Source organism: Sodalis sp. RH24 (genome assembly GCF_047324145.1).
Lineage (GTDB): Bacteria > Pseudomonadota > Gammaproteobacteria > Enterobacterales > Enterobacteriaceae > Acerihabitans.
Window position 1 is genome coordinate 2,554,398 of sequence record NZ_CP178729.1, and the last position, 25,464, is coordinate 2,579,861.

Sequence of the window (25,464 nt, forward strand, 5' to 3'; positions counted from 1 at the left end):
GAATTATTCCCCCTAAATTATAGCGGCCATTATCGATATCGTACCGGCAACAGCGCTTAAGCAGGAGAAAGCCTCGGTTGGACAGGCAAAGGCCAAAAAAAATCCCCGGCCGCTGGGCCGGGGATCGAAAGACACCGCCGATGGCGCAAAAATTCAGCGCGTCAGGTCGTCAAAAAACTTCTTCACGCCGTCCAGAAAGCTTTTGGAACGCGGGCTGTTCTGATCGCCGCTCGGGCCGCCAAAACTCTCTTCCAGTTCACGCAGCAGCTGTTTCTGTTTTTCGTTAAGCTTCACCGGCGTTTCGACCACCACGCGGCACAGCAAATCGCCCTGGTTGCCGCCGCGTACCGATTTCACCCCTTTGCCGCGCATACGGAACAGCTTGCCGGTTTGCGTTTCCGCAGGCACCTTCAGCTTCACCCGGCCGTCAAGCGTGGGAACTTCGATCTCGCCGCCCAGCGCCGCCATGGCGAAGTTAATCGGCACTTCGCAAAACAGGTTATTGTCTTCACGTTCAAAGATGGGGTGCTGACGCACCTGAACCTGTACGTACAGATCCCCCGCCGGCGCGCCCTGCTCGCCCGCTTCGCCTTCGCCCGACAGACGGATGCGATCGCCGGTATCGACGCCCGCCGGAATTTTCACCGACAGCGTCTTGGCCTTTTCAATACGACCGTGGCCGTGGCATTTGTGGCACGGTTCCTTGATAATCTTGCCGTGTCCCTGACAGGTGGGACAGGCCTGCTGCACCGCAAAAAAACCCTGGCGCATCTGCACCTGGCCTGCGCCATGGCAGGTAGGACAGGTAACGGGGGAAGTGCCGGGCTTGGCGCCGCTGCCATGGCAGACGTCGCATTCCTCAAGCGTCGGGATGCGGATTTCCTTGGTTACGCCACGGACCGCTTCCTCGAGGGTAAGCTCCATATTGTAGCGAAGATCCGACCCACGGCTGGCGCGCTGGCGGCGCCCGCCGCCAAAGATATCGCCGAAGACGTCGCCGAAGATATCGGTAAAGTCCGCGCCGCCGGCGGCGCCGCCGCCATAACCACCGCCCATGCCGCCCTGTTCGAAGGCGGCGTGGCCGTATTGATCATACGCGGCGCGCTTTTGCGCGTCGGTCAGGATTTCATAGGCTTCTTTCGCTTCTTTGAACTTTGCTTCGGCGTCAGCATTCCCTGGGTTACGATCCGGGTGGAATTTCATTGCCAGGCGTTTGTAGGCCTTTTTGATTTCACGCTCTTCCGCATCTTTGGAAAGGCCTAAAATCTCGTAATAGTCTTTTTTCGCCATTGTCTCTTCCTGCCCTCAACATGCTTGCACGGGCGTAAGGTTTCCCCGACGCCCGTGCCTGTTGCCAGCCACGGCATTACTCACCGTGGCTGTGCCCGCTCAAGGGCGATTATTTTTTATCTTTAACTTCTTCAAATTCGGCGTCGACAACGTCGTCATCCTTTTTGCCCGCATTGGCTTCAGCGCCAGCTTCCGCCGCGCCGGCCTGAGCCGCCTGCTGCTGCGCCACTTCCAGCAGCTTGCCGGAAACCTGGATCAGCGCCTGCATCTTGGCTTCGATCTCAGCCTTATCCTCGCCTTTCAGCGCGGTTTCCAACGCGCTCAGCGCGGATTCGATGGCCGTTTTGTCATCGGCGGGCAGTTTGTCACCGGCTTCTTCCAGCTGCTTGCGGGTGCTGTGCAGCTGATGGTCGGCCTGGTTACGGGTCTGCACCAGTTCCTCGAACTTGCGGTCGGATTCTGCGTTGGCTTCCGCTTCACGCACCATTTTCTGGATTTCATCCTCGGTCAAACCGGACGATGCCTTAATGGTGATTTTCTGTTCACGGCCGCTGTTCTTATCCTTGGCGGACACATGCAGGATGCCGTCGGCGTCGATATCGAAGGTGACTTCGATTTGCGGCGTACCGCGCATGGCGGGGGCAATCCCGTCCAGGTTGAACTGGCCCAGGGATTTATTATCCGCGGCGCGTTTACGTTCACCCTGCAGCACGTGGATGGTCACCGCGGACTGGTTGTCTTCCGCCGTAGAGAACACCTGGCTATGCTTGGTCGGTACGGTGGTGTTCTTGGCGATCAGCGGCGTCATGACCCCACCCATGGTTTCAATGCCCAGCGACAGCGGGCTGACGTCCAGCAACAGCACGTCCTTCACGTCGCCGGCCAGCACCCCGCCCTGCACCGCGGCGCCGATAGCCACGGCTTCATCCGGGTTAACGTCTTTACGCGGTTCCTTACCGAAGAAATCGGTAACGGTCTTCTGCACCAGCGGCATACGGGTCTGGCCGCCCACCAGGATAACGTCCTTGATATCGCCGACCGACAGTCCGGCGTCTTTCAGCGCCATCTTCAGCGGGTCCATGGTGCGTTTTACCAGGTCTTCAACCAGCGATTCCAGTTTGGCGCGGGTCACCTTGATGTTCATATGTTTCGGACCGGTGGCGTCCGCCGTGATGTACGGCAGGTTCACGTCGGTCTGCTGCGCGGAGGACAGCTCGATCTTGGCCTTTTCAGCGGATTCCTTCAGACGCTGCATGGCCAGCGGATCGTTGCGCAGATCGATGCCCTGGTCTTTCTTGAACTCATCCACCAGGTAATTGATCAGGCGGCTGTCGAAGTCTTCGCCACCCAAATGGGTGTCGCCGTTGGTCGCCAGCACTTCAAAGGTTTTTTCACCGTCCACGTCATCGATTTCGATGATGGAAATATCGAAGGTACCGCCGCCCAGGTCATAGACCGCGATGGTGCGGTTGCCCGTTTCTTTATCCAGGCCGTAAGCCAGCGCCGCGGCGGTAGGTTCGTTAATAATACGTTTAACTTCAAGGCCCGCGATACGGCCGGCGTCTTTGGTCGCCTGGCGCTGGGCGTCGTTAAAGTAGGCCGGCACGGTAATAACCGCTTCGGTAACCGGCTCACCCAGATAATCTTCCGCGGTCTTCTTCATCTTTTTCAGGATTTCAGCGGACACCTGCGGCGGGGCCATTTTCTGGCCTTTCACGTCCAGCCAGGCGTCGCCGTTGTCGGAAGCGATAATTTTATACGGCATGATATTTTTATCACGCTGTACTTCTTCATCCTCAAAACGACGTCCGATCAAACGCTTGATGGCGAACAACGTGTTCTGCGGGTTCGTAACGGACTGACGTTTAGCTGGCTGGCCAACCAGAATTTCACCGTCCTGCGTGTAAGCAATAATGGAAGGGGTAGTACGATCACCTTCGCTGTTTTCAAGCACCCGAGGTTTGGAGCCTTCAATAATTGCGATACAAGAGTTGGTCGTACCCAAGTCGATACCAATAATTTTACCCATCTAAACATCTCCACTAAAAAGTCATATTCGTTGTGGTCGTAAACCTGATATGTGGCCGGTTAACTTTTTTTCAAGCCAGCGACACGTTTTTGTCAGCAGGTTAAACAACGTTGGTTGCAAATAAGATGGGGTCACCGCGCCGCGCATCAAGGGGGAGCAGGAAAAAAAAAGCGTTCTGCGCGCTCCCGGCGGCCCCGGGCGCCGCGCATCGCTGAGCGGCTGGCGCGCAGTCCTTTGATATACAGGGCATTTTTATAAAAATGACTAAATCGTTCCCAAAAGTGCCATGACAAACAGGAACCTATTTATTTCACGCCGCACGTAAAATCAGGCGATGGAATTCAATCCACCGGCCAGCGGCGGCTTATGCCGCAGTCCGGACGGCAGGCAAATGCCGAGCAACACCCCCATTACCGATAGCCCGAGCACATACCAGGAAGGCGCCATCGGCGAGATGCGCATCAGCATGGTGACCATCACCGGGGTCAGTCCGCCAAAAATGGCGTACGCCACATTATAGGAAAACGAAATACCGCTGAACCGCACCGGCGAGGGAAACGCATGGACCATAACATAAGGCACGCCGCCCACCACGCCGACGCTCAGGCCGGCCAGCGCATAGGTGATGTACAGCGGCAACGGCCGATCCGCGCCGGTGTGGTAAAACAGCCAGCTGAAGACGCCCAGCATCACGCAGCCGGTGATAAAGGTTTTGCCCGCGCCCACGCGGTCGATGACGGCGCCGGTTATCACGCAGCCCACGGCCAGCGCGATAATCGCCGCGCAGTTGGCCTTGAGCGCCAGGGACGGGGTAGCGCCCATTTGCTGCTGCAGCCACAGGGGCGCCATCAGGATCACCACCACGATGCCGGCGGAGAGCAGCCAGGTCAGCAGCATGGAAATCAGCACCGCTTTTTTATGGTTCATCACCACGGATTTCAGCGGCAGTTCCTGCGCCAGCGCTTTGCGGATCTGCATCTCGATAAACACCGGGGTCTCACGCAGCCAGCGCCGCAGGTACATGGCGACCAGTCCGAAGAAGCCGCCGAGGAAAAAAGGAATGCGCCAGCCCCCCTGGAGCACGCCCTGCGGCGTCATGAAGGTGTTTAATAAGGTGGCGACAAAGGATCCTAATAAAATGCCGATGGTCAGGCCGGCGGTTAACGTGCCGCAGGCGAACCCGATGCGCTTGTGGGGCACATGTTCGGCGACGAAGACCCAGGCGCCCGGCACTTCGCCGCCGATGGCCGCGCCCTGCAGGATGCGCAGCGCCAGTAACAGCAGCGGCGCGGTGATGCCGAGGGTTTCATAAGTGGGCAGCAGGCCCATCATCAGCGTCGGCAGCGCCATCAGCAGAATGGACAGGCTAAACATTTTTTTCCGGCCGGCTTTATCGCCGAAATGCGCCATGATAATGCCGCCCAGCGGCCGGGCCAGGTAACCGGCGGCAAAAATACCGAAGGTCTGCAGTTGCCGCAGCCACTCCGGCAAATCCGGCGGGAAGAACAGTTTTCCCATCACCCCGGCAAAGAACACGAAGATAATAAAGTCGTAAAATTCCAGCGCGCCGCCCAGGGCGGCAAGCGACAGGGTTTTGTAATCCTGTCGGTTCAATCGGCGTTGCGGGTCGGCAGGCATAGTCATTCGCGTCGGGCCAGAGAGAAAAAAGAAAAAAATATAGCATACAACGTAAAGGTAATCTTACTGCGCGGAAATATAATTTCACACCCTGGGGCGGCGTTTACCGCCGCCGCCGCGCGCCGCGATTACTCCGGGTCGGGGCGCCGGGCGTTTTTGGGACGAAACGCCGCCACGATCGCGGGATCGGTCTCGATATAAGGCCCTTCCAGCAGTTGAATGCAATAAGGGATGCTGGCGAAGATGCCGTGCACCACCACGTTCCCCTGCGCGTCCCTGACGCCCGCCAGCGTTTCCTGGATAGCCCTGGGCTGGCCCGGCAGATTCAGGATCAGCGCCTGTTTGCGGATCACCCCCATTTGCCGGGACAGGATAGCCGTGGGCACAAAATGCAGGCTGATCTGGCGCATTTGCTCGCCAAACCCGGGCATTTCGCGATCCGCTATCGCCCGCGTGGCATCCGGCGTGACATCACGCCGCGCCGGGCCGGTGCCGCCGGTGGTCAGCACCAGATGGCAACCCATTTCATCCACCAGCTCGCGCAGAGTTTGCTCAATCAGCGGCTGCTCGTCGGGCACCAGCCGTGTTTCCAGCGTAAAAGGTGAAATCAGCGCCTGCCGTAACCAGGATTCCAGCGCGGGGATGCCCTGATCCTGGTAGACGCCGTTGGCCGCGCGATCGGATATGGATACCAGGCCAATACGGCAAATTTGCATAGAACGTCCTCCGGTCGACATGTTTTTTCCATAATAGCAATTTAACGGCGAAGCGCCGTGCGCACAAATAAAAACGGCCCGTTACGGGCCGCAATGGTGCTGGTAAACGGGTGGCCGCGCCGGCTTGCCTGCCCGGCCAGGGCCACGGTGATTACAGCAGGTCTTTAATCATCGCTTCCAGCTTTTCCTGGTCGACGGCGAACTTGCGGATCCCGTCCGCCAGTTTGTCCACCGCCATAGGATCCAAGTTGTGCTGCCAGAGGAATTCAGCCTCGGTCAGTTTGGCCGGACGCGGCTTGATCTCGCCCGTATAGGAAAGTTTACGCTCAAGGGTGCCTTCGGTGGCGGCCAGCTCTTTCAGCAGCGGCGGCGCGATGGTCAGGCGATCGCAACCGGCGAGTTCAATAATCTCGCCCACGTTGCGGAAGCTGGCGCCCATTACCACGGTGTCATAACCGTGTTCTTTGTAGTAACGGTAGATTTCCGTCACGGAAATCACGCCCGGATCCTGCTCCGGGGAAAACTCCTTGCGTTCGCCGTTGGCTTTGTGCCAGTCAAGGATGCGGCCGACGAAAGGCGAAATCAGGTAGGCCCCGGCCTCGGCGCAGGCGCGGGCCTGGGCGAAGGAAAACAGCAGCGTCAGGTTACAGTTGATGCCGGCCTTTTCCAGTTGCTCGGCAGCGCGGATACCCTGCCAGGTCGAGGCCAGCTTAATCAGGATGCGATCGTTGCCGATGCCGGCGTCGTTGTAGAGTTTAATCAGGCTTTTGGCTTTGGCGACGCTTGCCTCGGTGTCATAGGACAGTCGGGCGTCGACTTCCGTGGAAACGCGCCCCGGCACCAGCTTAAGAATTTCCAGCCCGATGTTGACCGCCAGTTTATCGGTGGCGTATTTGACCTGTTCCGCCGCGTCCCGGCTTTGATCACGCGCCCAGGCAACCGCCTGGTCGATATAGCCGCGGTATTCGGGAATCTGCGCCGCGTTCAGGATCAATGAAGGGTTGGTGGTTGCATCCTGGGGCTGATACAGTTTAATGGCGGTGATATCACCGGTATCAGCGACAACGGAGGTCATCTTGCGTAGGGCACTAAGTTTATCTGTCATGGTGGAATATCTCATTGTGAAGGGTGTGCATATCTTATGGCGTTGCACTGCCTTTTTTGATAATACCACGCGCAAGCATGGGTGCAAGCGAGGCGCCAGCGTAATGGCACCGCCCCGGCGGCAGCGCATTATGCGGCCATGGCAGGATAAAATCGGCCGCTGCCGGCCGCGGGTCGGCATAAGCGCCGCTTATCAGGGAAGACGAGGAATAAATGGCTGAACTCTTCAACTTTATCGACGATTTGTTATGGAATTCAGTGTTAATTTACCTGCTGATTGGCACCGGTCTTTGGTTTACTTTCCGCTCCGGTTTTATTCAGTTCCATTACTTCGGCCACGTGTTTTCCATCTTGAAGGGATCGGGCCGCGCCGACGGCGCGGGCATTTCACCGTTTCAGGCATTATGCACGACGCTTGCGGCGCGCATCGGCTGCGGCAACCTGACCGGCGTGGCGTTGTCCCTGGTCATCGGCGGGCCGGGAGCGATATTCTGGATGTGGCTGGCCGCGTTTATCGGCATGGCCACCGCCTTCTTCGAAAGCACCCTGGCGCAATTATATAAGGTGCGCGACAGCCGGGGCCATTACCGGGGCGGCCCCGCCTGGTATATGGAAAAGGGCCTGGGCCTGCGCTGGATGGGCGTACTCTTTACCTGCTTTCTACTCATAGGCTACGGCGGTATATTCAGCGCGGTGCAGGCCAGCGCCATTACGCAGTCGCTGCATGACGCCTGCGGATTCGCGCCTTACCAGACGGGGCTGGGCCTGGCGGCGTTAAGCGGACTGGCCATGTGCGGCGGCCTGCGTCTTATCGCCCGGCTTTCCCAATGGCTGGTCCCGCTGATGGCCTTGTGCTATGTGCTGCTGGCGGCCTGGGTGATGGCGCAGCATGCCGGACGCCTGGGGGCGGTGGCGGAGCTGGTGTTCAACAGCGCGTTCGGCCTGCCGCAGGCCGCGTCGGGAATCCTGGGCTATGGTTTTTCCCAGGCCATTTTCCAGGGCGTGCAGCGCGGGCTGTTTTCCAACGAGGCCGGCATGGGCTCGGCGCCCAATATCGCCGGCGCCGCCACGCCCTGGCCGCCCCACCCCGCGTCGCAGGGATATATCCAGATGCTGGCGGTGTTTATCGATACCATCGTCATCTGCAGCGCCACCGCGGCCATTATCCTGACGTCGGGCGCGCTGGAACAGGCCGCGCCCGATCTCGGCGGCATCGCCCTGGTCCAGCGGTCATTGCTGGCGGCGACGGGACAGTGGGGCACGCCGTTTATGGTGATGGTGGTATTTATTTTTTCCTTTACCTCGATTATCGCTAATTACGCCTACGCGGAAAGCAGTCTGCGTTTTTTCCGCCATCGCTCCAAACGGCCGGTGCAGATATTGCGCGTCGTGGCATTGGCGACGGTGATGTTGGGCTGCCTGGCGGAAGTACCGGTATTATGGCGGCTGGCGGACCTGGCGATGGGCCTGATGACCCTGACCAACCTGATTGCGCTGCTGCTGCTGTCGCGCATCGCCCTGATGCTGGCGCGCGATTACAATAGCCAGCGCGCGGTCGGCAAACTGCCGACGTTCTACGCCGCGAATTTCCCCGCTATCGCGGCGCAGCTGGCGCCCGGCAGTTGGGACCGCCCGGCGGCGCGCAAATCAACATGACCGCCGCTTATCATCCCGCTGACCTCCAGCCCTTAAGAGACAGGAACCGTACAACATGCTAATCGTTATCTCCCCGGCCAAAACGCTGGATTACACCAGCCCGCTGGCGACCCGGCGTTATACCCAGCCCGAGCTGCTGGCCCGCGCCGAAAAACTGATGCGCGTGTGCCGCAAACTGACCCCGGCGCAGTTATCCGGCCTGATGGGCATCAGTGATAAGCTGGCCCAGCTTAACGCGGGGCGCTTTCAGTCTTGGCGGGCGGATTTTTCACCCGACAACGCCCGGCAGGCGATCCTGGCGTTTAAAGGCGATGTCTATGCCGGCCTGGCGGCGGAAAGTTTCAGCGAGGCGGATTTCGACTTCGCCCAAACCCATTTGCGCATGCTGTCCGGCCTGTACGGCATACTGCGCCCCCTGGACCTGATGCAGCCCTATCGCCTTGAAATGGGTATCAGGCTGGCGAACCCGGCCGGGCCGGACTTATACCATTTCTGGGGAAAAACCCTGACTCAAAAGCTCAACGAGGCGCTGACGGCGCAAGGCGATAACGTGCTGATTAACTTGGCGTCCGGGGAGTATTTTAAGGCGGTGATAAAGGACCAGTTGGCCGCGCGGGTGATCAAGCCGGTGTTCCTGGATGAAAAAAACGGCAAGTATAAAGTGATCAGTTTCCACGCCAAAAAAGCGCGCGGCATGATGAGCCGGTTTATCATCACCCGGCGGCTGACGCAGCCGGAACAGCTGGCCGCGTTCAATGACGGCGGTTATGCCTATGCGCCGGAGGAATCCAGCGAGTCGGAGATGGTCTTTAAACGACCGGCACGCTAGGACGGCGGGCGTGATGCGCGATAACGCGGCCGTCCTATCGCACGGCGGCGCGGGCCCGAATGCCCCGCGGTGAAACCGGCGCGGTGGTACGGCCATGGCGGCTGTACCACCGCGCCGGCCGGCGGCTGAACCGGCGGCGGTCGTGGCGGATTACTGCGGCAAGGCCATCAGCAGGGCGCGCAGCTGACCAAAGTCCGCCGGCAGCCGGCTTGACAGCAGCGGCAGGGTCGCCCGCAGCGCCAGCGCCTTGGGCAGCGGCAGCGATTGGCCCAGCACCGCGTCCACGGTTTCCTTAAACTTCGCCGGATGCGCGGTGCCCAGGAACAGGCCGGACTCCCCTGGCTGGAGCTGGTCGCGCAGTAACCGGTAGGCAATAGCCGCATGAGGTTCCGATATATACCCCAGTCCCGCCAGTTCGCGCATCGTGTCGCGGGTAACATCGTCATTCACGCAGCCGTAGGCCAGGGTATCAAGGCGCCAGTTCTTACGCCGGAACAATTCCTCCACGCGCGGCCAGTTGTTCGGCTGGCTGACATCCATGGCATTGGATAGCGTCGCCACGGTGGCGTTGGGCAACCATTTCCCGTCGGCGAGAAAGCGCGGCACGGTATCGTTGGCGTTGGTGGCGGCAATAAAGCGTTTAATCGGCAGGCCGAGGGATTTTGCCAATAGGCCGGCGGTCAAATCGCCAAAATTGCCGCTGGGCACCGAAACCACCAATTGATTGCGTTGCTCCTGCGAGAGCTGCGCCGCCGCTTCGAAGTAATAGCAAATCTGCGCCAGCAGGCGGCTGATATTAATCGAGTTGGCGGAGTTCAGCCCCAGTTCGTGCTTGAGCTGCTCGTCGTCGAACGCATGTTTGACCAGCGCCTGGCAGGCGTCAAAGTCGCCGTCAATCGCCACGGTATGGATATTGCCGCCCAGGGTGCAGAACAGTTTTTCCTGCAGCGGGCTTATCTTGCCGTGGGGGTACAGGATCACCACACGGACATTTTCCAGCCCGTAGAAGGCGTGCGCCACCGCGGCGCCGGTATCGCCGGAGGTGGCGGTGAGGATGGTGACCGGCTGGCCCCGGGCGACTTCGGTCAGCATCTGCGCCATAAAGCGGCCGCCGAAATCCTTGAACGCCAGGGTCGGGCCGTGGAATAGCTCCAGGACCGATATATCCTCGCTCACCTTGACCACGGGGGCCGGGAACTCGAAGGCGGCCTGCACCCGTTTATGGATAACGTCCAACGGCAGCTCGTCGCCGATATAGGCCGACAGGATGCGCGCGCTGCGGGTCACCAGATCGAGATCCAGCAGGGCGTCGATTTCCGTCGAGGCGAACTCCGGGAGATCGACGGGGAAAAACAGCCCCTGCTGGCGTCCCAGCCCCTGCTTTATCGCCTGCGCGAAGCTGACCTGCTCGTTATGATCTTTAATATTATACAGTTTCATACGTTATCCCATCACTCGCGCGCCGGTGGTATCCAGGCGGCATATATGAACAAAACCCTCATCATTTTGCAGGTAGTGCTGCTCCAGCCAGCCGGCCAGGCGCTGCGCGGTATCTTCCCGATCGCAGACCGCAAACAGCGTCGGTCCCGAGCCGGAGATGCCGCAAGCCAGGGCGCCGATACTGGCGCAGGCCTGGCGCGCTTCGGTAAATCCCGGCAGCAGTTTAGTGCGGTAAGGCTCGGCAATCACATCCTTCATCAGTTTTGCCGCCAGAGCCGGCTGCTGGGTATGGCTGGCGTGGATAAAACCCGCCAGGAAACGCCCGTGGCTGATGCAATCCTGCCGGCGATATTGAGCGGGCAGGATTGCCCGCGCCTCGGCGGTGGAGACCTTGATGCCCGGATAGGCCATGACCCACAGCCATTCGCTGAAACCGGGCACCTGCTGGCTGATGATACTGTTTTCCTCCAGCATCAGCTGGATGCCGCCCAGGAAACAGGGCGCCACGTTATCATAATGAACGCTGCCGGAAATACGGCCTTCCATTTCGCCCATCAGCGTCAGCATCTGGTTTTCATCCAGCGGATAACCGCAATGGGCGTTCATCGCCACCAGCGCCGCCACCACCGAACAGGCGCTGGAGCCCAGTCCCGAGCCGATGGGCATGTTTTTTTCCAGCCGCATGGCCACCGGGACGGTTTTACCCACCGCCTGGCAAAAACGTTCCCAGCATTGATAAACAATATTCTGCTCGGTTTCAGCCGGCAGCTTGCCGGCGAAACGCCCTTCGTTGCACAGGCTGAACGCCGCCGCGTCCTCCACCGTCACGCAGTCCCCGAGCAACGTACCGTCCACGGGCGATACCGCGGCGCCCAGCACATCAAAGCCGACACTGACATTGCCGATCGAGGCCGGCGCATACACCTTAACCATTTTAGACTCCCAGCTTCCATGACAACGTACGCAGAAGATCCGCGAATACGCCCGCGGCCGTCACATCATTGCCGGCGCCGTAGCCGCGCAACACCAACGGCAACGGCTGGTAATAACGGGTATAGAACGCCAGCGCGTTTTCGCCATCCTTCACTTTGTACAACGGATCGTTGCCATCCACCGCCGCTATCTTAACCTGGCAGCGGCCATCCCGGATGCTGCCGACATAACGCAGCACCTGGCCCTGTTCCCGCGCCATGGCGACTTTAGAGGCAAAGGCGTCGTCAAGACCCGGCAGCCGCGCCAGGAAACTGTCGGTATCGCCGGCGCTGTCAAAATCCGCGGGCAGCACCGGCTCGACGTCGATGGACTCCAATTCAAGCTGATAACCCGCCTCGCGCGCCAGAATCAATAACTTACGCGCGACGTCCATCCCTGACAAGTCATCGCGCGGGTCCGGTTCGGTATAACCGAGCGCCCTTGCCGCCAGCGTCGCCGCCGACAGCGACATGCCCTCGTCCAGCTTGCCGAAGATAAACGACAGCGACCCGGAAAGAATACCGGAAAAACGTACCAGTTCATCACCGGCGTTAAGCAGGTTCTGCAAATTTTCGATAACCGGCAGGCCCGCGCCCACGTTGGTGTCGTAAAGGAATTTACGCCGCGACCTGGCGGCGGCGGTGCGCATCTGCCGGTAATAATGCATCGAGGCGGTATTGGCTTTCTTATTAGGCGTCACCACGTGGAAGCCGTCGGCCAGGAAGTCCGCATACTGGTCGGCCACCGCCGCGCTGCTGGTGCAATCGACGATCACCGGATTAAGCAGATGATACTCCTTTACCAGGCGGATCAAGCGTCCCAGGTTAAACGGCTCCTTGGCCTGCGCCAGCTCCTCGCGCCAGGTTTCCAGCGAGATACCGTGCACGCTGGTCAGCAACGCCCGCGAGTTGGCGATGCCGCAGACGCGCAAATCGATATGCTTCGCTTTCAGCCACCGATGCTGGCGATGGATCTGCTCGATAAGCGCGCCGCCCACGCCGCCGGCGCCGATGACAAACACCTCGATCACCTGGTCGGTGTTAAACAGCATCTGGTGCGCGACACGCACCCCGGTGGTGGTGGCGTCGTTATCCACCACCACCGAAATCGACCGCTCGGACGATCCCTGGGCGATGGCGACAATATTGATATTGGCGCGCGCCAGGGCCGCGAACAGCTTGGCGGACAGGCCGCGCTGGGTGCGCATACCGTCGCCGATGACCGAAATAATCGCCAGTTGGGTCATGACGTCGAGCGGTTCCAGCAGGCCGTCCTTCAGTTCCAGGTAAAATTCGTCTTCCAGCGCCTTGCGCGCGCCGTTCAGCTCATGATGCGGCACGCAAAAGCTGATGCTGTATTCCGATGAGGATTGGGTAATCAATACCACCGAACTGCCGGCCCGGGACATGGCGGCGAAAACCCGCGCCGCCATGCCGATCATCCCCTTCATGCCGGGGCCGGAAACATTGATCATCGCCATATTGTTTAAATGGGTGATGCCCTTAACCGGATTATCGCTGTCGGGATCGCTCTGGCCGATAAGCGTGCCGGGCGCCTGCGGGTTTTCAGTATTTTTTATCAGGCAGGGTATCTGGAACTGGGCAATCGGCGCGATGGTGCGCGGATGCAGCACTTTGGCGCCGAAGTACGATAATTCCATGGCCTCCTGGTAGGACATGGATTTCAATAACCGCGCGTCCGGCACCTGGCGGGGATCGCAGGTGTATACCCCATCCACGTCGGTCCAGATTTCACAGCAGTCGGCGCGCAGGCAGGCGGCCAATACCGCCGCCGAATAATCGGAGCCGTTACGGCCCAGCACCACCAGCTCGCCTTTCTCATTACCGGCGGTGAACCCCGCCATCAGGATAATATGGTCGGCGGGAATGGCGGCGTCGTTAATGCGCCGCGTGGATTCCACGATATCCACGGTGGACTCCAGATAGCTGCCCTGCGCCAGCAGTTTTTCCACCGGATTTATTACCGTCACGGCATAACCGCGGGCGACGAACACCGCTTCCATAATGGCGATGGAGAGCTTTTCCCCACGGCAGATAATGGCGGCGTTGATACTGTCCGGACATTGCCTGAGCAAGGTAATGCCGTGCAGCAACTGCTTAAGCTGGCCGAACTCCTGATCCACCAGCTTGCGCAGGGCGGCGAAGTCAAAACCGGGCTGGGCCTGGGACAAGCCCTGCAGCAGCTCGGAGAAAATACGCTCGGCGTCGTTCATGGCGGGCTGGATATCCAGCCCGCCGAGCGTCTTGTCGATCATCGACACCAGGTGATTAGTGATCTTTGCGGGTGCGGAGAGCACGGCGGCGACCTGTCCCTGACCTGTATTACTTTCAATGATATCGGCAACGCGAATAAAACGTTCCGCATTGGCGACCGAGGTACCCCCGAATTTCAGTACGCGCATTTCTTTTCTCTCTCCTGGATTGAAGCTTAAAAAAAAGCCCGCACTGGTTAGGTGCGGGCTTTTTTCTGTTTATCCTGTATGCGTCAGCCCGCACCGCTACTTGTGGTATCGGTGGTGGTAATAATAATGGTGTTCAGGCTGATAAAACGCATGTCTTAAGCAATCTATATTATTTTTTAATGGCTTACTGGTAAAGCAATTGCCGTAAAAAGTCAATGTTAATTTGCGTTTGGCTATTTATCACTCAGCGCAGCGGTCGGAGTTTTACTGTTCGCAATACCCAATAATCATATAATAATGTGGCTGAAACGTATTCATATAGTTTTAAACGCCAGGTTATCGCTACGCCGTGGTATTATTTACTGGCAATACTTTTTCTATATCCTGCAGCAGTTGGTGCAACATCGCGATGTCCCGCTGGGTCGCCAGTCCAAGCCGCTGATGCAGCCAATCGGTTAATTTATGATCATCGCCGACGCTTAATTGCGTGAACAGCCGATCGAAGCGCTGATGCAGCGCAGCCAGTTGCCCGGGTATGGCCGGCGGGTGCTCCTGAGGCGCAATCCGGTTCAGCGCCGCCAGCTGATAACAGTAAACCATCACCGCCTGCCCGAGATTCAGGGACGGATAGCCGGCCTGCATCGGCACGCCGGTCAGGATATCGGCCAGCGCCAGTTCCTCGTTGGTCAGGCCGGTATCTTCCCGTCCGAATACCAGCGCCGCCTGCGTTATCCACTGTTGTTTTTCCTGCATTTGCGGCAGCAATTGCGCGGCGGTGCAGTAATAGTGGAACCGGGCCCGGTGACGCGCGGTGGTGGCCACCGTAAAATCCACATCCGCCAGGGCGGCCGCCAGCGTGTCGAAATGAATGGCCCGTTCCAACACCTCGGTCGCGCCGTGGGCGACCCGGGCGGCGGCGGGCTGAAGGTGCGCGCGGCTGTCGACGATACGCAGCGAGCCGAACCCCATGGTTTTCATGGCCCGGGCCGCGGCGCCGACATTCTCCGGACGCGCCGGGGATACCAGGATAATATGCAATTGCATGGTGAGTCTCTTAAATCGCGGCGAATGACGCCGATATTATCATCATTCCACCGCTATTTCAGACCGCGTCGTTAAAGCTGAATCGAATTGGCGCTCTTGGCAAAAATGCTTAAATATGCTGGTATTTAAGGGATTTTCCGGAAATGCGCGCTGTCGTGGACGGTAATTTGATATATGTCAGCAAAATGAAATTTTCTTGCGTGGCAATTTCGTTTCGCGCTGTTATAGTGTTGTTAATAAGGGTAAGCTATACGGCATTTGAGCTTGAGAAAAAGCGGACCAAAATCAGGTTAGCGGTGCCAAGGTTATCCGTCGTTCGTCATCTGGAGCACGTTTATGTACTTTAGCCTCATGGCGTTGGGGATGCGGCATTATGCCCCGGGCAATGTTGTAGATAACCGCGGCTTTTGTACTTCCTCTTCCAATTTTGTTAGTAATTTTAGGTAGCAAACATGCAGACCCCGCACATACTTATCGTTGAAGACGAGTCAGTTACCCGCAATACCCTCAAAAGCATTTTCGAGGCCGAGGGCTACATGGTTCATGAAGCCACCGATGGCGCTGAAATGCATCAGATTTTGTCGGAAAACGACATCAACCTGGTAATTATGGATATTAACCTGCCGGGTAAAAATGGTTTACTGCTGGCGCGTGAATTACGTGAGCATGCAAGCGTTGCGCTGATGTTTTTGACTGGCCGCGATAATGAAGTCGATAAAATCCTCGGCCTGGAAATCGGCGCCGACGATTATATTACCAAGCCGTTCAATCCCCGCGAGCTTACCATCCGCGCGCGCAACCTGTTGTCGCGCACCATGAATCTCGGCGGTGGCGGCGAAGAGCGCAAACTGGTGGAAAGCTATAAATTCAACGGTTGGGAACTGGATATCAACAGCCGCTCATTGTTAAGCCCCACCGGCGATCATTACAAGCTACCGCGCAGCGAATTTCGCGCCATGCTGCACTTTTGCGAAAATCCGGGCAAAATTCAATCCCGCGCCGAACTGCTGAAAAAAATGACCGGGCGCGAACTCAAAGCACACGATCGTACCGTGGATGTCACCATCCGCCGCATCCGCAAGCATTTTGAATCCACCCCCGACACGCCGGAAATCATCGCTACCATCCATGGCGAAGGCTATCGTTTCTGCGGCGATCTGGAAGAATAATCGCCCCATGGCATCACCACATCGGGCGTCCGCATGGGCGCCCGATGTTATTATTGACCGGCTTTATTCATGCTGTGTGGTCCAGGGAATAATCGGCACCGCGCTCAGGGCATTTTTCGGCGATCCTTCCACCACCCGGTCCGAGTAGGACAGGTATACCAGCGCATTACGCTTCGCGTCATAAAAACGAACCACCTGTAGCCGCTTAAAAACCAGCGATGTGCGTTTTTGGAATACAACGCTGCCGGTCTGTTTACCGTTCTTGATTTTATCCGTCAGGGTAATGGGACCGACCTGCTGGCAGGAGATGGCCGCGTCCGAGGTATCCTCGGCCAGGCCCAATCCTCCCTTGATGCCGCCGGTCTTGGCCCGGCTGAGGTAGCAGGTGACATTCTGCACATCAGGGTCGTCAAATGCCTCCACGACAATCTTGTGATCGGGGCCAAAGAGTTTGAAAACAGTGTCAACGGAGCCGACTTCCTCGGACCGGGCGACGCCGGTGGCTGTCAAACTGAGCAGCAATGCGGAAAAAAACAGTTTCTTCATAGAGATAGACTTCTTTCAATGGACGGATCGGCGGCGGGGCGAAGACCGCGTACGGGCTTCACTACCGGTGGTGAATTGCTGCTATCATGGCAGGTATTAATTAGCTAATAAATCTTTGACGGTCGAACTGCAAAAAAATTGCTATCATGCGTCAACTTTTTTCATTGTGCCCTAAATGCTTTTTTGAGGATGATCTATGGATCAAGCCGGTATAATTCGTGATCTGTTAAGCTGGCTGGAAGGACATCTTGACCAGCCGCTGTCCCTGGACAATGTCGCCGCAAAAGCCGGTTATTCCAAATGGCATTTGCAGCGGATGTTCAAAGAGGTAACAGGTCATGCCATCGGTGCGTATATCAGGGCCCGCAGGTTATCCAAAGCGGCCGTGGCATTGCGTCTAACCAGTCGGCCGATCCTGGATATTGCCCTGCAATACCGGTTCGACTCGCAACAAACCTTTACCCGCGCGTTCAAAAAACAGTTCACCCAGACGCCCGCGTTATACCGCCGGGCGGAAGAATGGGACTCCAGCGGCATCCGGCCGCCGATCCGGCTGGAAAAATGGGAAATGCCGCAGCCGCAATTTATCGTCCTGCCGCCGATGCAGCTGGTGGGCCTGACGCAAAGCTATTCCTGCACCCTGGAACAGATCACCACGTTCCGTACCGAGTTGCGCATTCAGTTCTGGCGCCAGTACCTGGGCGAGGCAAAAACCATTCCGCCGGTACTGTACGGCCTGAACCACTCGCGCCCCAGCCAGGAAAAGGATGACGAACAGGAGATCCTGTATACCACCGCCATCGAACCCCAGGACGTGCCCGATAATGTACAAAACGGCCAGCCGATCGCGCTGGACGGCGGCGATTACGCGCAGTTTATTTATAACGGCGCGTCCGACGGCCTGCAGAGCTTTATTTTAACGTTGTATGGCACCTGCCTGCCGATGATGAAAATGACCCGCCGCCGCGGACATGATATCGAGCGTTTCTATCCGCAGGAAAGAGCGCCCGATGCGCCCGCGCCGCATACCATCCGGTGTGAATATCTGATACCGGTGCGACGCTAACGCTGGATTTCATCCAACGCCGGCATATCCAGATGCGAGGTGTCGCCCGCGGTCTCCACCACCCAGCCGGGCGCCAGCCAAGGGCTTTGCTGGAAGTCCATGCGGGAAATAGAGCAGTTGCGTAACCGTAGCCGGCGCTCGGCATAGGGCGGCAAGCCCAGGACGGTACTGATGAGGCACCCCAGCGCCATGCCATGGCTCACCAGCAGGGGCATGCTGCCGGCGGGCAGTTCACGGCAGCTGTCCAGCGCCGCGTGCATGCGCTGCGCCAGTTCGGTCATCGATTCCCCCTTGGGAATGCGCCCGTCGGGCGTTCCGTTAACCAATTGCTTGCGCCAGCTTTCTTCTTCCGGCGTCAGGGTATCGATATCGCGCATTTCCAGCACGCCCATGTCCAGCTCGCGCAGCCGGGGGTCCGGGCGAACATCGCAGCCGCAGGCCCGGGCGATGATATCGGCGGTATGGCGCGTGCGTCCGAGGTCGCTGCTGATGATATGGGTAATACCCATACGCTGCACGCGTTCAGCGACCTGTTGCGCCTGGCGCTGGCCTTTGGCGGTTAACGCGCTGTCGGATTGTCCCTGGATACGGCGCAAGGCATTCCATTCTGTTTCGCCATGGCGAACAAGATAGACCTGTAACATGGTTTTTTTCCGTTATACTGCGTGAAAATGACTGGAGTGATAAAAACATTATGTATTATGTGGTGGCTGCAACGACTAACCCGGCTAAAATCAATGCCATTCTCCAGGCCTTTAACGACACCTACGGGCCCGACAGCTGCCGCGTTGAAGGCATAGATGTCGACAGCGGCGTGCCGTCGCAGCCCATGGGCGATGTCGAAACCCGCAGCGGGGCGCGGAATCGGGTCATGGCCGCGCGTCAGGTTTGTCCCGAGGCGGATTTCTGGGTCGGTGTCGAGGCGGGTATTGCAGATAATATGACCTTTGCCTGGATGGTTATTGAAAATACGCACCTGCGCGGTGAATCTCGCTCCGCCAGCTTAATATTACCAGAAAGTATATTACAGGGAATCATTGAAGGGCGGGAATTAGGCCAGGAAATGGCCAGATTGACCGGAATTACGGATATTAAACGCCAGGGCGGCGCCATCGGCGTGTTTACCGCCGGCAGGCTGACCCGCAGCAGCGTCTATTATCAGGCCCTGCTATTGGCGCTGGTGCCGTTTAATAACGCCATCTACCAGACCAGCCGCGGCCACGGCGGTTAATCCGGCAAATGCCGCAGATGATGCTCCAGCCACTGTTTTAATTCAGGCGATGCGGCCTTGAGGCTATTGGAACCACGGGTGATGGTGGCAATGCCGGTGCCAAGCGCATTCTTTAATTCGCGCTGGCTCATCTCGCCGTCCAGCAGCGCCCGGATAATGCGGATGCGCGTGCCGATGGCTTCGCGCTCATCGGCGGTCAACATCAGTTGCAGCAACGGCACATGCATACCGTCGGCAAAAGCCTGCCCCAACAGCACGGCAAAATGCCGCCACTCCTGCTCATGCCGCGGCACATCGCCGGCAACGGAGGTGGTAATGTCATTCATAAGCGCCCGCCATACCTGTTAACGAGTACAGCAGTCTACCCTATTTTCCCCGCCGGTTCAGTAACGCCGTTGCCACTCTGCGTCCGTCAGCACTTTTGCGGGCTGACGCAGGAAATAACGGTAAAAGACGTCATAGGCCAGGACATTTTTCACGTAACCGCGGGTTTCCGAAAACGGAATGCTCTCAATAAAAGCCACCGCGTCGATACGCCCCGCGCTGTTGCCAAGCCAGGTGTTCACCCGCCCAGGGCCGGCGTTATAGGCCACGCTTGATAAGATCCGGTTGCGGCCGAACATCTGGTACACATATTCCAGGTAAGTGGTGCCCAGCTCGATGTTGGTCTGCGGATCCAACAGCTGGCTGGTGTTCATATAACTGCTGATATTAAACATTTCGGCGGTATGCTTGGCCGTGGCGGGCATCAGCTGCATCAGGCCGGCCGCGCCGACCGGCGACAGTGCTTTAGGATTCCAGGCGCTTTCCTGGCGGGCTATCGCCATGGCGTAACTCTGGCTTATCCCTTTATCGTCGGTGGCGCGGCGAAATTCATTATGCCAGGCCAGGGGAAAACGCTCTTCCAGATGATCCCACAGCTTGCCGGTAATCGTCGCCTGCACGCTCAGGTCGGGCCATTGCTGTTCAAAGGCGTAACGCGCCAGACCTTCCTGTTCCGTCCGGCTCAGGCTGGCCACGAGCGAGCTCCATTCGTTCCTGGCCAGGTTATCCATATTCCAGTACATCAGCTCGCGCACGCGGGCGATTTCCGGCCGTTTGATAAGCTCGGGGGCCGGCGCGACCGCGCGCGCCACATTGACGGCATAATTGACGCCCAGTTCCTGTGCTGCGACCATCGGGTAAAAACCGCGTCCCTGCATCAAATCACGCAGTATCGGCTCGCCGTCGCTTTTGCGCCCCTGGTTGATAAGCAATACCGCGCGCCAGTAGCGCCACTCCTCTTTCTGGCGGGCGTCCTCCGGCAGGCGGTCCAGCCAGGCGGCCACCGCGCGCATATCGCCTTGTCCCAGCGACATGCGGATACGCCGCTCGAGCAATGCGGTGGAGTGGCCGCGTAAAATAACGTTGTCGCGCCAGGCGGCCTGTTCCGGCGTGGCGTCGGTGCCCATCAGGCGCCAGGCGACGCTTTCCTCGAGATCGAGGCGATCGCCGTCGTCCATTTTCTGCAGCCGCACCAGGGTCGGCAGCATGGCGCGGGCATTTTCCACATCGTCGCGGGCCAGGCGCGCAAAGGAGATAATCGTGGCCTGGCGGGTTAAATCCGTCGGTCCCACGCTTCTGGCAAAGCCTTCCAGGGTCGCGGGATTATCCTGTAATGCCGCCAGCGCGCTGCCCATGGTCTGGTATTCAATCGGCAATTGTTTCGACAGCGCGTTCACCAGGTTGGTATTGTCCTCTTTCATCGCCAGGCGCATCCGCTCGAGGATCGCCAATGGCCCGCGCTGCCCGGCCTGATCCCAGACGCTGAATAATTTGTTGCAGCTTTCCGGCAGGGAATGGCCGTTGAGCCAGATCTCCTTGGCGCCGTCCCAGGCCGCCTGCTGCGCCCCGGTGGCCCATTTGGCGTAATAAAAGTTGCAGCGCGCGGAGACCGGTTTCGGCGGCTGCGGACTGAAGGCCAGCAGCCCCTGCCAGTCCTGGCGCTGGGCCAGCTCATTGACAAAGCGGGCCGACAGCGAGCGTGCAGGCATAAGCGTCGGGTTGGCATCCATAAAGGCCTTAACCTGCGCCGTGCTCGCCTGGGAAAGATCCTGCGACAAGGCGCGGTACTCCAGATAGGGATACAGGGGATAATCACGCAGGGTGGGCATCAGCTGCGACACCACATCCATTTGGTTGCTATCCCACGCCTGCTTAACCTGCTGATAGCGCTGGCGCTGCGCATCGATTGAGTCCGCGTGCGCGCTGCCGGTTGCGGCCACCAGGCTTGCCAGCGCGCAGATAAAACCCGCGCCCACATACCGCCATCCGTCCACCTTGACCATATCCACTCTATCCTCAGCGTAATGTCTTTTTGCCGCGTCCTTTTCCGGACGCCGGCGCATTCATTCAGTTTGCCATAAATCCGGTTGCTGTCACCATGCTAGCTAAGCAACCGGGCGTATGCCAGCGGCAGCGGCGACAATCGTCATTATTTTCGCGGTTATTTTTTTTAGCGGCGATAATAAGCGCAAAGCGGGCCGGCGACGGCAGCGCGCTGGATCACATTACTGATTTTTAACGGTAGCGAACGCGGGTTGCCCCTATACCCGGTTCTGGGGTTGGGTTACGCTGCGCAACTGAGCACGCAACGCGTAACCGTCTATTTACCACGGGCATGTCAACCGTGGGCTGTGGCCCGTGCCTGTTTGCCCCGGTCTAAAAGAATTGCAACTACCGAATGATGTTTGCAACAAACATGCTTTAAGGTGATGGAAAGTGAAATTGAAAAACAACCTGATGCTTATCTTTCTGAGTTTCTTGGTTTTATGCATACTCCTGGTAACGTTAAAAGAAATTGGCATTTGGAACGGGCATGATTGGATCGCTCATTTCCAGAGAATGATTTCGTTGAATAACGAATTGGCGCACAATCAGTTCCCTCCCTTGTTTGATTATTGGTCGCCCGGGCAATTCGGTTACTCATGGCAGCTATTTTATCCGCCGTTGACATCCTTGCTGTTTTTGGCGGCGAAAGCGCTGACATTTAATACCGCTGATATCATTAGCCAGATGAAAATGGTGTATTTCCTCCTCTTCATCATTGCCTTTTTTTCGACCTATTCCGCCGCTAAACGAGAGCATTCGTCTTCCCAGGCCGGGTTGCTCTGCGCCATATTATTTATCACTTCCGGATATTTCCTGACCAATATCTATGTTCGCTTTGCCCTGGGCGAAAGTTTGGCCATGTCGCTGATGCCGCTGTTTATCAGGGGTTGCAGTTCCCTTATCCGCGATCGCCGGGATATCTGGCTGCTGCCGTTTAGCGCCTTAGGCGTATTTTTAGCCAATATCCCGAGCATGGTGGTGCTTTTAGGGTTTTTTGTTTTATTTTGCCTGCTCAACGCCCGGGCAGTTTTTATTAAAGCCAATATAACTTTTTTTCTGATGTCGTTTCTCATTGTCGTCTCGATTAGCGCATTTTATTGGGCGCCTTTGTTTTATCATATCCATAATTCAGATATTTTCGCCACCAGCGGCAAGCTGCTTAAGTACGACGACCTGTTAAAGTTCAGCAGCGGCCTGACGGAAACCCTGCTGTCGCTGTCTTCTACCTACGGCGTATCCGAACCGGGCATGTTTTTATCGGTGGGCGTTATCCAGCTGCTGCTCGCCGTGGCCTATCTGAAATGGGGTAAATCCGGCGCGTCGAAGAAAATGATCCTAATAGCTTTATTGTTTATCATTGCCACTACCCACTTGATACCCTGGAATAAAATTCCCGATAGCGTGCCGGTGTTAAAATTAATCCAGTTCCCGTGGCGGCTGCTGTCCTGCGCCACCGCCATCATCGCTTTGCATGCGTCGGGCATGCTGGCGGCGATGATGGCGCGGAAAAAAGCGCTGGTCATGCTACTGGCCTGCCTGTGCATCGCGGGGATGTATCCTCTTATCCATAAGGCCTTAAGCGTACGTTATCTGAATGTGGATACGTCCTCTCTTTATGATGATTACCTCAATAACCACAACGTGCGCCCCGAGAACTTCGATCATCTGAAAATCAACGACTTCGCTTTCTTCGCCAACCCCGCAGCCGCCATTATCGGCACTACCTATCGCCAGGGCTATCCGGCGATGATCATACGGGCGCAGGGGACGCAAACCGTTACCCTGCCCTATATTATGTATGCCGGCTATTACCTGCTGGTGGACGGCAAACGGCGGGACACCGTCCGGCTGGACAGCGGGCTGGTCGGCGTTGCCCTGACCGACGGCGAGCACAGCGTCACGTTAGCCTATCATCGCTCTATTGTGATTATCCCCGCGGTCACCAGCCTGCTGTCTTTGCTGGTGACGGTGCTGTATTTTACCCGCCGGCGCAGACGGGCCTCCGCGCTGCCGGCGCACGATACCAACATCGTCCGGTGATGGCTGGGATCGCATGCGAAAACGGGCTAAACTGGGCGCTTATCCATTGCGACACTTGGCGCACTGCCCGTACATGCTCCGCGCAGGCCGCGGGGCATAGCTAAAACCAGATAGAAAGAGGCTCTTAACAACGTGGCTCAATACGTCTATACCATGCATCGCGTCGGCAAAATCGTGCCGCCGAAACGTCATATCCTGAAAGATATCTCGCTCAGCTTTTTTCCCGGCGCCAAGATCGGCGTGCTGGGGCTCAACGGCGCCGGTAAGTCCACCCTGCTGCGCATCATGGCCGGCATCGACACGGAAATTGAGGGCGAGGCGCGGCCGCAGGCGGGTATCAAAATCGGTTATCTGTCCCAGGAGCCGCAGCTGAATTTAGAGCAAACCGTGCGCGAGGCGATTGAAGAGGCGGTTGGGGAAGTCAAACAGGCGCTGACGCGCCTGGACGCGGTCTATGCCGCCTATGCCGAACCGGATGCGGACTTCGATAAGCTCGCCAGGGAACAGGGCGAACTGGAAGCCATTATCCAGGCCCATGACGGCCATAACCTGGAGAACCAGCTGGAACGCGCCGCCGATGCGCTGCGCCTGCCGCCCTGGGATGCGAAGATAGCCACCCTGTCGGGCGGGGAACGCCGCCGCGTGGCGATTTGCCGCCTGCTGCTGGAAAAACCGGACATGCTGCTGCTCGATGAGCCGACCAACCATCTGGATGCGGAGTCGGTCGCCTGGCTGGAGCGGTTCCTGCTGGATTACGAAGGCACCGTGGTGGCCATTACCCATGACCGCTATTTCCTGGATAACGTGGCCGGCTGGATCCTGGAACTGGACCGCGGCGAGGGCATTCCCTGGGAAGGCAACTATTCTTCCTGGCTGGAGCAAAAAGATCAGCGCCTGGCGCTGGAAGCCTCATCGGAAACGGCGCGGCGCAAATCCATCGAGAAGGAACTGGAATGGGTGCGCCAGAATCCCAAGGGACGCCAGTCCAAAGGCAAGGCCCGTCTGGCGCGCTTTGAAGAGCTTAACAATGTGGAATACCAAAAGCGCAACGAGACCAGCGAGCTGTTTATTCCACCCGGACCGCGCCTGGGCGACAAAGTGCTGGAGGTGGAAAACCTCAGGAAATCCTATGGCGACCGGCTGCTGATAGACAACCTGTCGTTCTCGATCCCCAAAGGGGCGATCGTCGGCATTATCGGCCCGAACGGCGCCGGCAAGTCGACCCTGTTCCGTATCCTGTCCGGCAAGGAACAGGCGGACAGCGGTACGGTAACGCTGGGCGATACGGTGCAGCTGGCCTCGGTTGACCAGTTCCGCGATAGCATGGATAACAGTAAAACCGTCTGGGAAGAAGTGTCCGGCGGCCAGGATATTATGCGCATCGGCAACTTTGAAATGCCGAGCCGCGCTTATGTCGGCCGTTTTAACTTCAAGGGCGTCGATCAGGGCAAACGCGTCGGCGAACTGTCCGGCGGCGAGCGCGGGCGGCTGCATCTGGCCAAACTGCTGCAGGTGGGCGGCAATATGCTGCTGCTCGATGAACCGACCAATGACCTGGATGTGGAAACCCTGCGCGCGCTGGAAAACGCCCTGCTGGAGTTCCCCGGCTGCGCCATGGTGATCTCCCATGACCGCTGGTTCCTCGACCGCATCGCCACCCATATCATTGACTATCAGGATGAAGGCAAGATCGAATTCTTTGAAGGCAACTTTACCGAATACGAAGAGTGGAAAAAACGCACGCTGGGCGCGGAAGCGCTACAGCCGCACCGGATTAAATATAAAAAAATGTCCTGATAGCGCCAGCGATGGGCGCCTCATGCCAATGAGGCGCCCTGGACCGGCGAATTTTTTCTTCATTGACGCAGGCAACCTTTGCGGGGGTTTAGCTTGCGGCTGGCG

General features: G+C 58.0%; 21 protein-coding genes and 1 other annotated feature. Of the genes, 7 read left to right on the forward strand and 14 right to left on the reverse strand.

Translation table 11 applies throughout. The annotated features are described in order from the left end of the window. Positions 1-153: 153 nt before the first annotated feature. From dnaJ to tal, 5 genes are all read right to left on the reverse strand, one after another. Positions 154-1,290, reverse strand: a complete 1,137-nt coding sequence (dnaJ, locus tag ACL2XG_RS11695) for a molecular chaperone DnaJ (RefSeq protein ID WP_413722114.1) — start codon at positions 1,288-1,290, stop codon at positions 154-156. Positions 1,291-1,399: 109 nt separating this feature from the next. Continuing rightward, entirely contained in the window at positions 1,400-3,319 is a 1,920-nt protein-coding gene (gene dnaK / locus ACL2XG_RS11700) for a molecular chaperone DnaK (protein WP_410016468.1), read from the reverse strand. Between the two features lie 327 nt (positions 3,320-3,646). After that, positions 3,647-4,957 (reverse strand): MFS transporter, encoded by a 1,311-nt coding sequence (locus tag ACL2XG_RS11705; RefSeq protein ID WP_413723543.1) that lies wholly within the window; start codon positions 4,955-4,957, stop codon positions 3,647-3,649. Positions 4,958-5,085: 128 nt separating this feature from the next. Next, positions 5,086-5,673, reverse strand: coding sequence for a molybdopterin adenylyltransferase (mog, locus tag ACL2XG_RS11710; RefSeq protein ID WP_410016469.1), 588 nt, complete (start codon positions 5,671-5,673; stop codon positions 5,086-5,088). A 151-nt stretch (positions 5,674-5,824) separates the two neighbouring features. Then, positions 5,825-6,778, reverse strand: coding sequence for a transaldolase (tal, locus tag ACL2XG_RS11715; protein ID WP_410016470.1), 954 nt, complete (start codon positions 6,776-6,778; stop codon positions 5,825-5,827). Positions 6,779-6,990: 212 nt separating this feature from the next. Here tal and ACL2XG_RS11720 point away from each other — a divergent pair, with 212 nt between their 5' ends. After that, a complete protein-coding gene (locus ACL2XG_RS11720) occupies positions 6,991-8,433 on the forward strand; it encodes an alanine/glycine:cation symporter family protein (protein WP_413722113.1) in 1,443 nt (480 codons plus the stop codon). Positions 8,434-8,488: 55 nt separating this feature from the next. After that, on the forward strand, positions 8,489-9,262 hold the full coding sequence (gene yaaA / locus ACL2XG_RS11725; RefSeq protein ID WP_410016472.1) for a peroxide stress protein YaaA: 774 nt from the start codon (positions 8,489-8,491) through the stop codon (positions 9,260-9,262). Positions 9,263-9,412: 150 nt separating this feature from the next. Here the strand turns inward: yaaA and thrC are convergent, their stop codons facing one another. The 5 genes from thrC to ACL2XG_RS11750 all read right to left on the reverse strand — a co-directional run bounded on the left by thrC (position 9,413) and on the right by ACL2XG_RS11750 (position 15,140). Beyond that, positions 9,413-10,702 carry a threonine synthase gene (gene thrC, locus ACL2XG_RS11730; RefSeq protein ID WP_413722112.1) on the reverse strand — a complete coding sequence of 430 codons (1,290 nt, stop codon included), beginning with the start codon at positions 10,700-10,702 and terminating at the stop codon, positions 9,413-9,415. A 3-nt stretch (positions 10,703-10,705) separates the two neighbouring features. After that, entirely contained in the window at positions 10,706-11,635 is a 930-nt protein-coding gene (gene thrB, locus ACL2XG_RS11735; protein ID WP_413722111.1) for a homoserine kinase, read from the reverse strand. Between the two features lies 1 nt (position 11,636). Beyond that, the gene (gene thrA / locus ACL2XG_RS11740) at positions 11,637-14,096 is read right to left on the reverse strand and encodes a bifunctional aspartate kinase/homoserine dehydrogenase I (protein ID WP_410016474.1); all 2,460 of its coding nucleotides are present in this window, start codon (positions 14,094-14,096) and stop codon (positions 11,637-11,639) included. Positions 14,097-14,123: 27 nt separating this feature from the next. Then, positions 14,124-14,241: a sequence feature (Thr leader region), on the reverse strand. Beyond that, complete coding sequence (gene thrL / locus ACL2XG_RS11745; protein WP_410016628.1) at positions 14,180-14,248, reverse strand: thr operon leader peptide; 69 nt, start codon at positions 14,246-14,248, stop codon at positions 14,180-14,182. It overlaps the preceding feature by 62 nt. A gap of 190 nt (positions 14,249-14,438) precedes the next feature. Beyond that, positions 14,439-15,140 carry a tRNA/rRNA methyltransferase gene (locus tag ACL2XG_RS11750; protein WP_413722110.1) on the reverse strand — a complete coding sequence of 234 codons (702 nt, stop codon included), beginning with the start codon at positions 15,138-15,140 and terminating at the stop codon, positions 14,439-14,441. Between the two features lie 452 nt (positions 15,141-15,592). Between ACL2XG_RS11750 and arcA the strand changes: the two genes are divergently transcribed. Next, entirely contained in the window at positions 15,593-16,309 is a 717-nt protein-coding gene (gene arcA, locus ACL2XG_RS11755; RefSeq protein ID WP_162364033.1) for a two-component system response regulator ArcA, read from the forward strand. A gap of 63 nt (positions 16,310-16,372) precedes the next feature. Here the strand turns inward: arcA and creA are convergent, their stop codons facing one another. After that, positions 16,373-16,855, reverse strand: a complete 483-nt coding sequence (gene creA / locus ACL2XG_RS11760; protein ID WP_413722109.1) for a protein CreA — start codon at positions 16,853-16,855, stop codon at positions 16,373-16,375. Between the two features lie 196 nt (positions 16,856-17,051). Between creA and robA the strand changes: the two genes are divergently transcribed. Beyond that, entirely contained in the window at positions 17,052-17,921 is an 870-nt protein-coding gene (gene robA / locus ACL2XG_RS11765; RefSeq protein ID WP_413722108.1) for an MDR efflux pump AcrAB transcriptional activator RobA, read from the forward strand. Here the strand turns inward: robA and gpmB are convergent. Next, positions 17,918-18,565 carry a 2,3-diphosphoglycerate-dependent phosphoglycerate mutase GpmB gene (gene gpmB / locus ACL2XG_RS11770; protein WP_413722107.1) on the reverse strand — a complete coding sequence of 216 codons (648 nt, stop codon included), beginning with the start codon at positions 18,563-18,565 and terminating at the stop codon, positions 17,918-17,920. The two genes, robA and gpmB, sit on opposite strands and share 4 nt — an antisense overlap. A 50-nt stretch (positions 18,566-18,615) precedes the next feature. Between gpmB and yjjX the strand changes: the two genes are divergently transcribed. Then, positions 18,616-19,152, forward strand: a complete 537-nt coding sequence (gene yjjX / locus ACL2XG_RS11775; RefSeq protein WP_410016479.1) for an inosine/xanthosine triphosphatase — start codon at positions 18,616-18,618, stop codon at positions 19,150-19,152. Here the strand turns inward: yjjX and trpR are convergent. Together trpR and sltY are read right to left on the reverse strand one after the other, a co-directional pair. Next, positions 19,149-19,478 carry a trp operon repressor gene (gene trpR / locus ACL2XG_RS11780; RefSeq protein WP_413722106.1) on the reverse strand — a complete coding sequence of 110 codons (330 nt, stop codon included), beginning with the start codon at positions 19,476-19,478 and terminating at the stop codon, positions 19,149-19,151. The two genes, yjjX and trpR, sit on opposite strands and share 4 nt — an antisense overlap. Positions 19,479-19,535: 57 nt before the next feature. After that, positions 19,536-21,470: a murein transglycosylase gene (gene sltY, locus ACL2XG_RS11785; RefSeq protein ID WP_410016629.1), complete on the reverse strand. Its 1,935-nt coding sequence runs from the start codon at positions 21,468-21,470 to the stop codon at positions 19,536-19,538. A gap of 574 nt (positions 21,471-22,044) precedes the next feature. On the opposite strand from sltY, the gene ACL2XG_RS11790 reads away from it, so the two are divergent. Together ACL2XG_RS11790 and ettA are read left to right on the forward strand one after the other, a co-directional pair. Then, entirely contained in the window at positions 22,045-23,562 is a 1,518-nt protein-coding gene (locus tag ACL2XG_RS11790; protein WP_413722105.1) for a hypothetical protein, read from the forward strand. A 132-nt stretch (positions 23,563-23,694) separates the two neighbouring features. Next, positions 23,695-25,359 carry an energy-dependent translational throttle protein EttA gene (ettA, locus tag ACL2XG_RS11795; RefSeq protein WP_410016482.1) on the forward strand — a complete coding sequence of 555 codons (1,665 nt, stop codon included), beginning with the start codon at positions 23,695-23,697 and terminating at the stop codon, positions 25,357-25,359. The last annotated feature ends 105 nt before the right edge of the window (positions 25,360-25,464 follow it).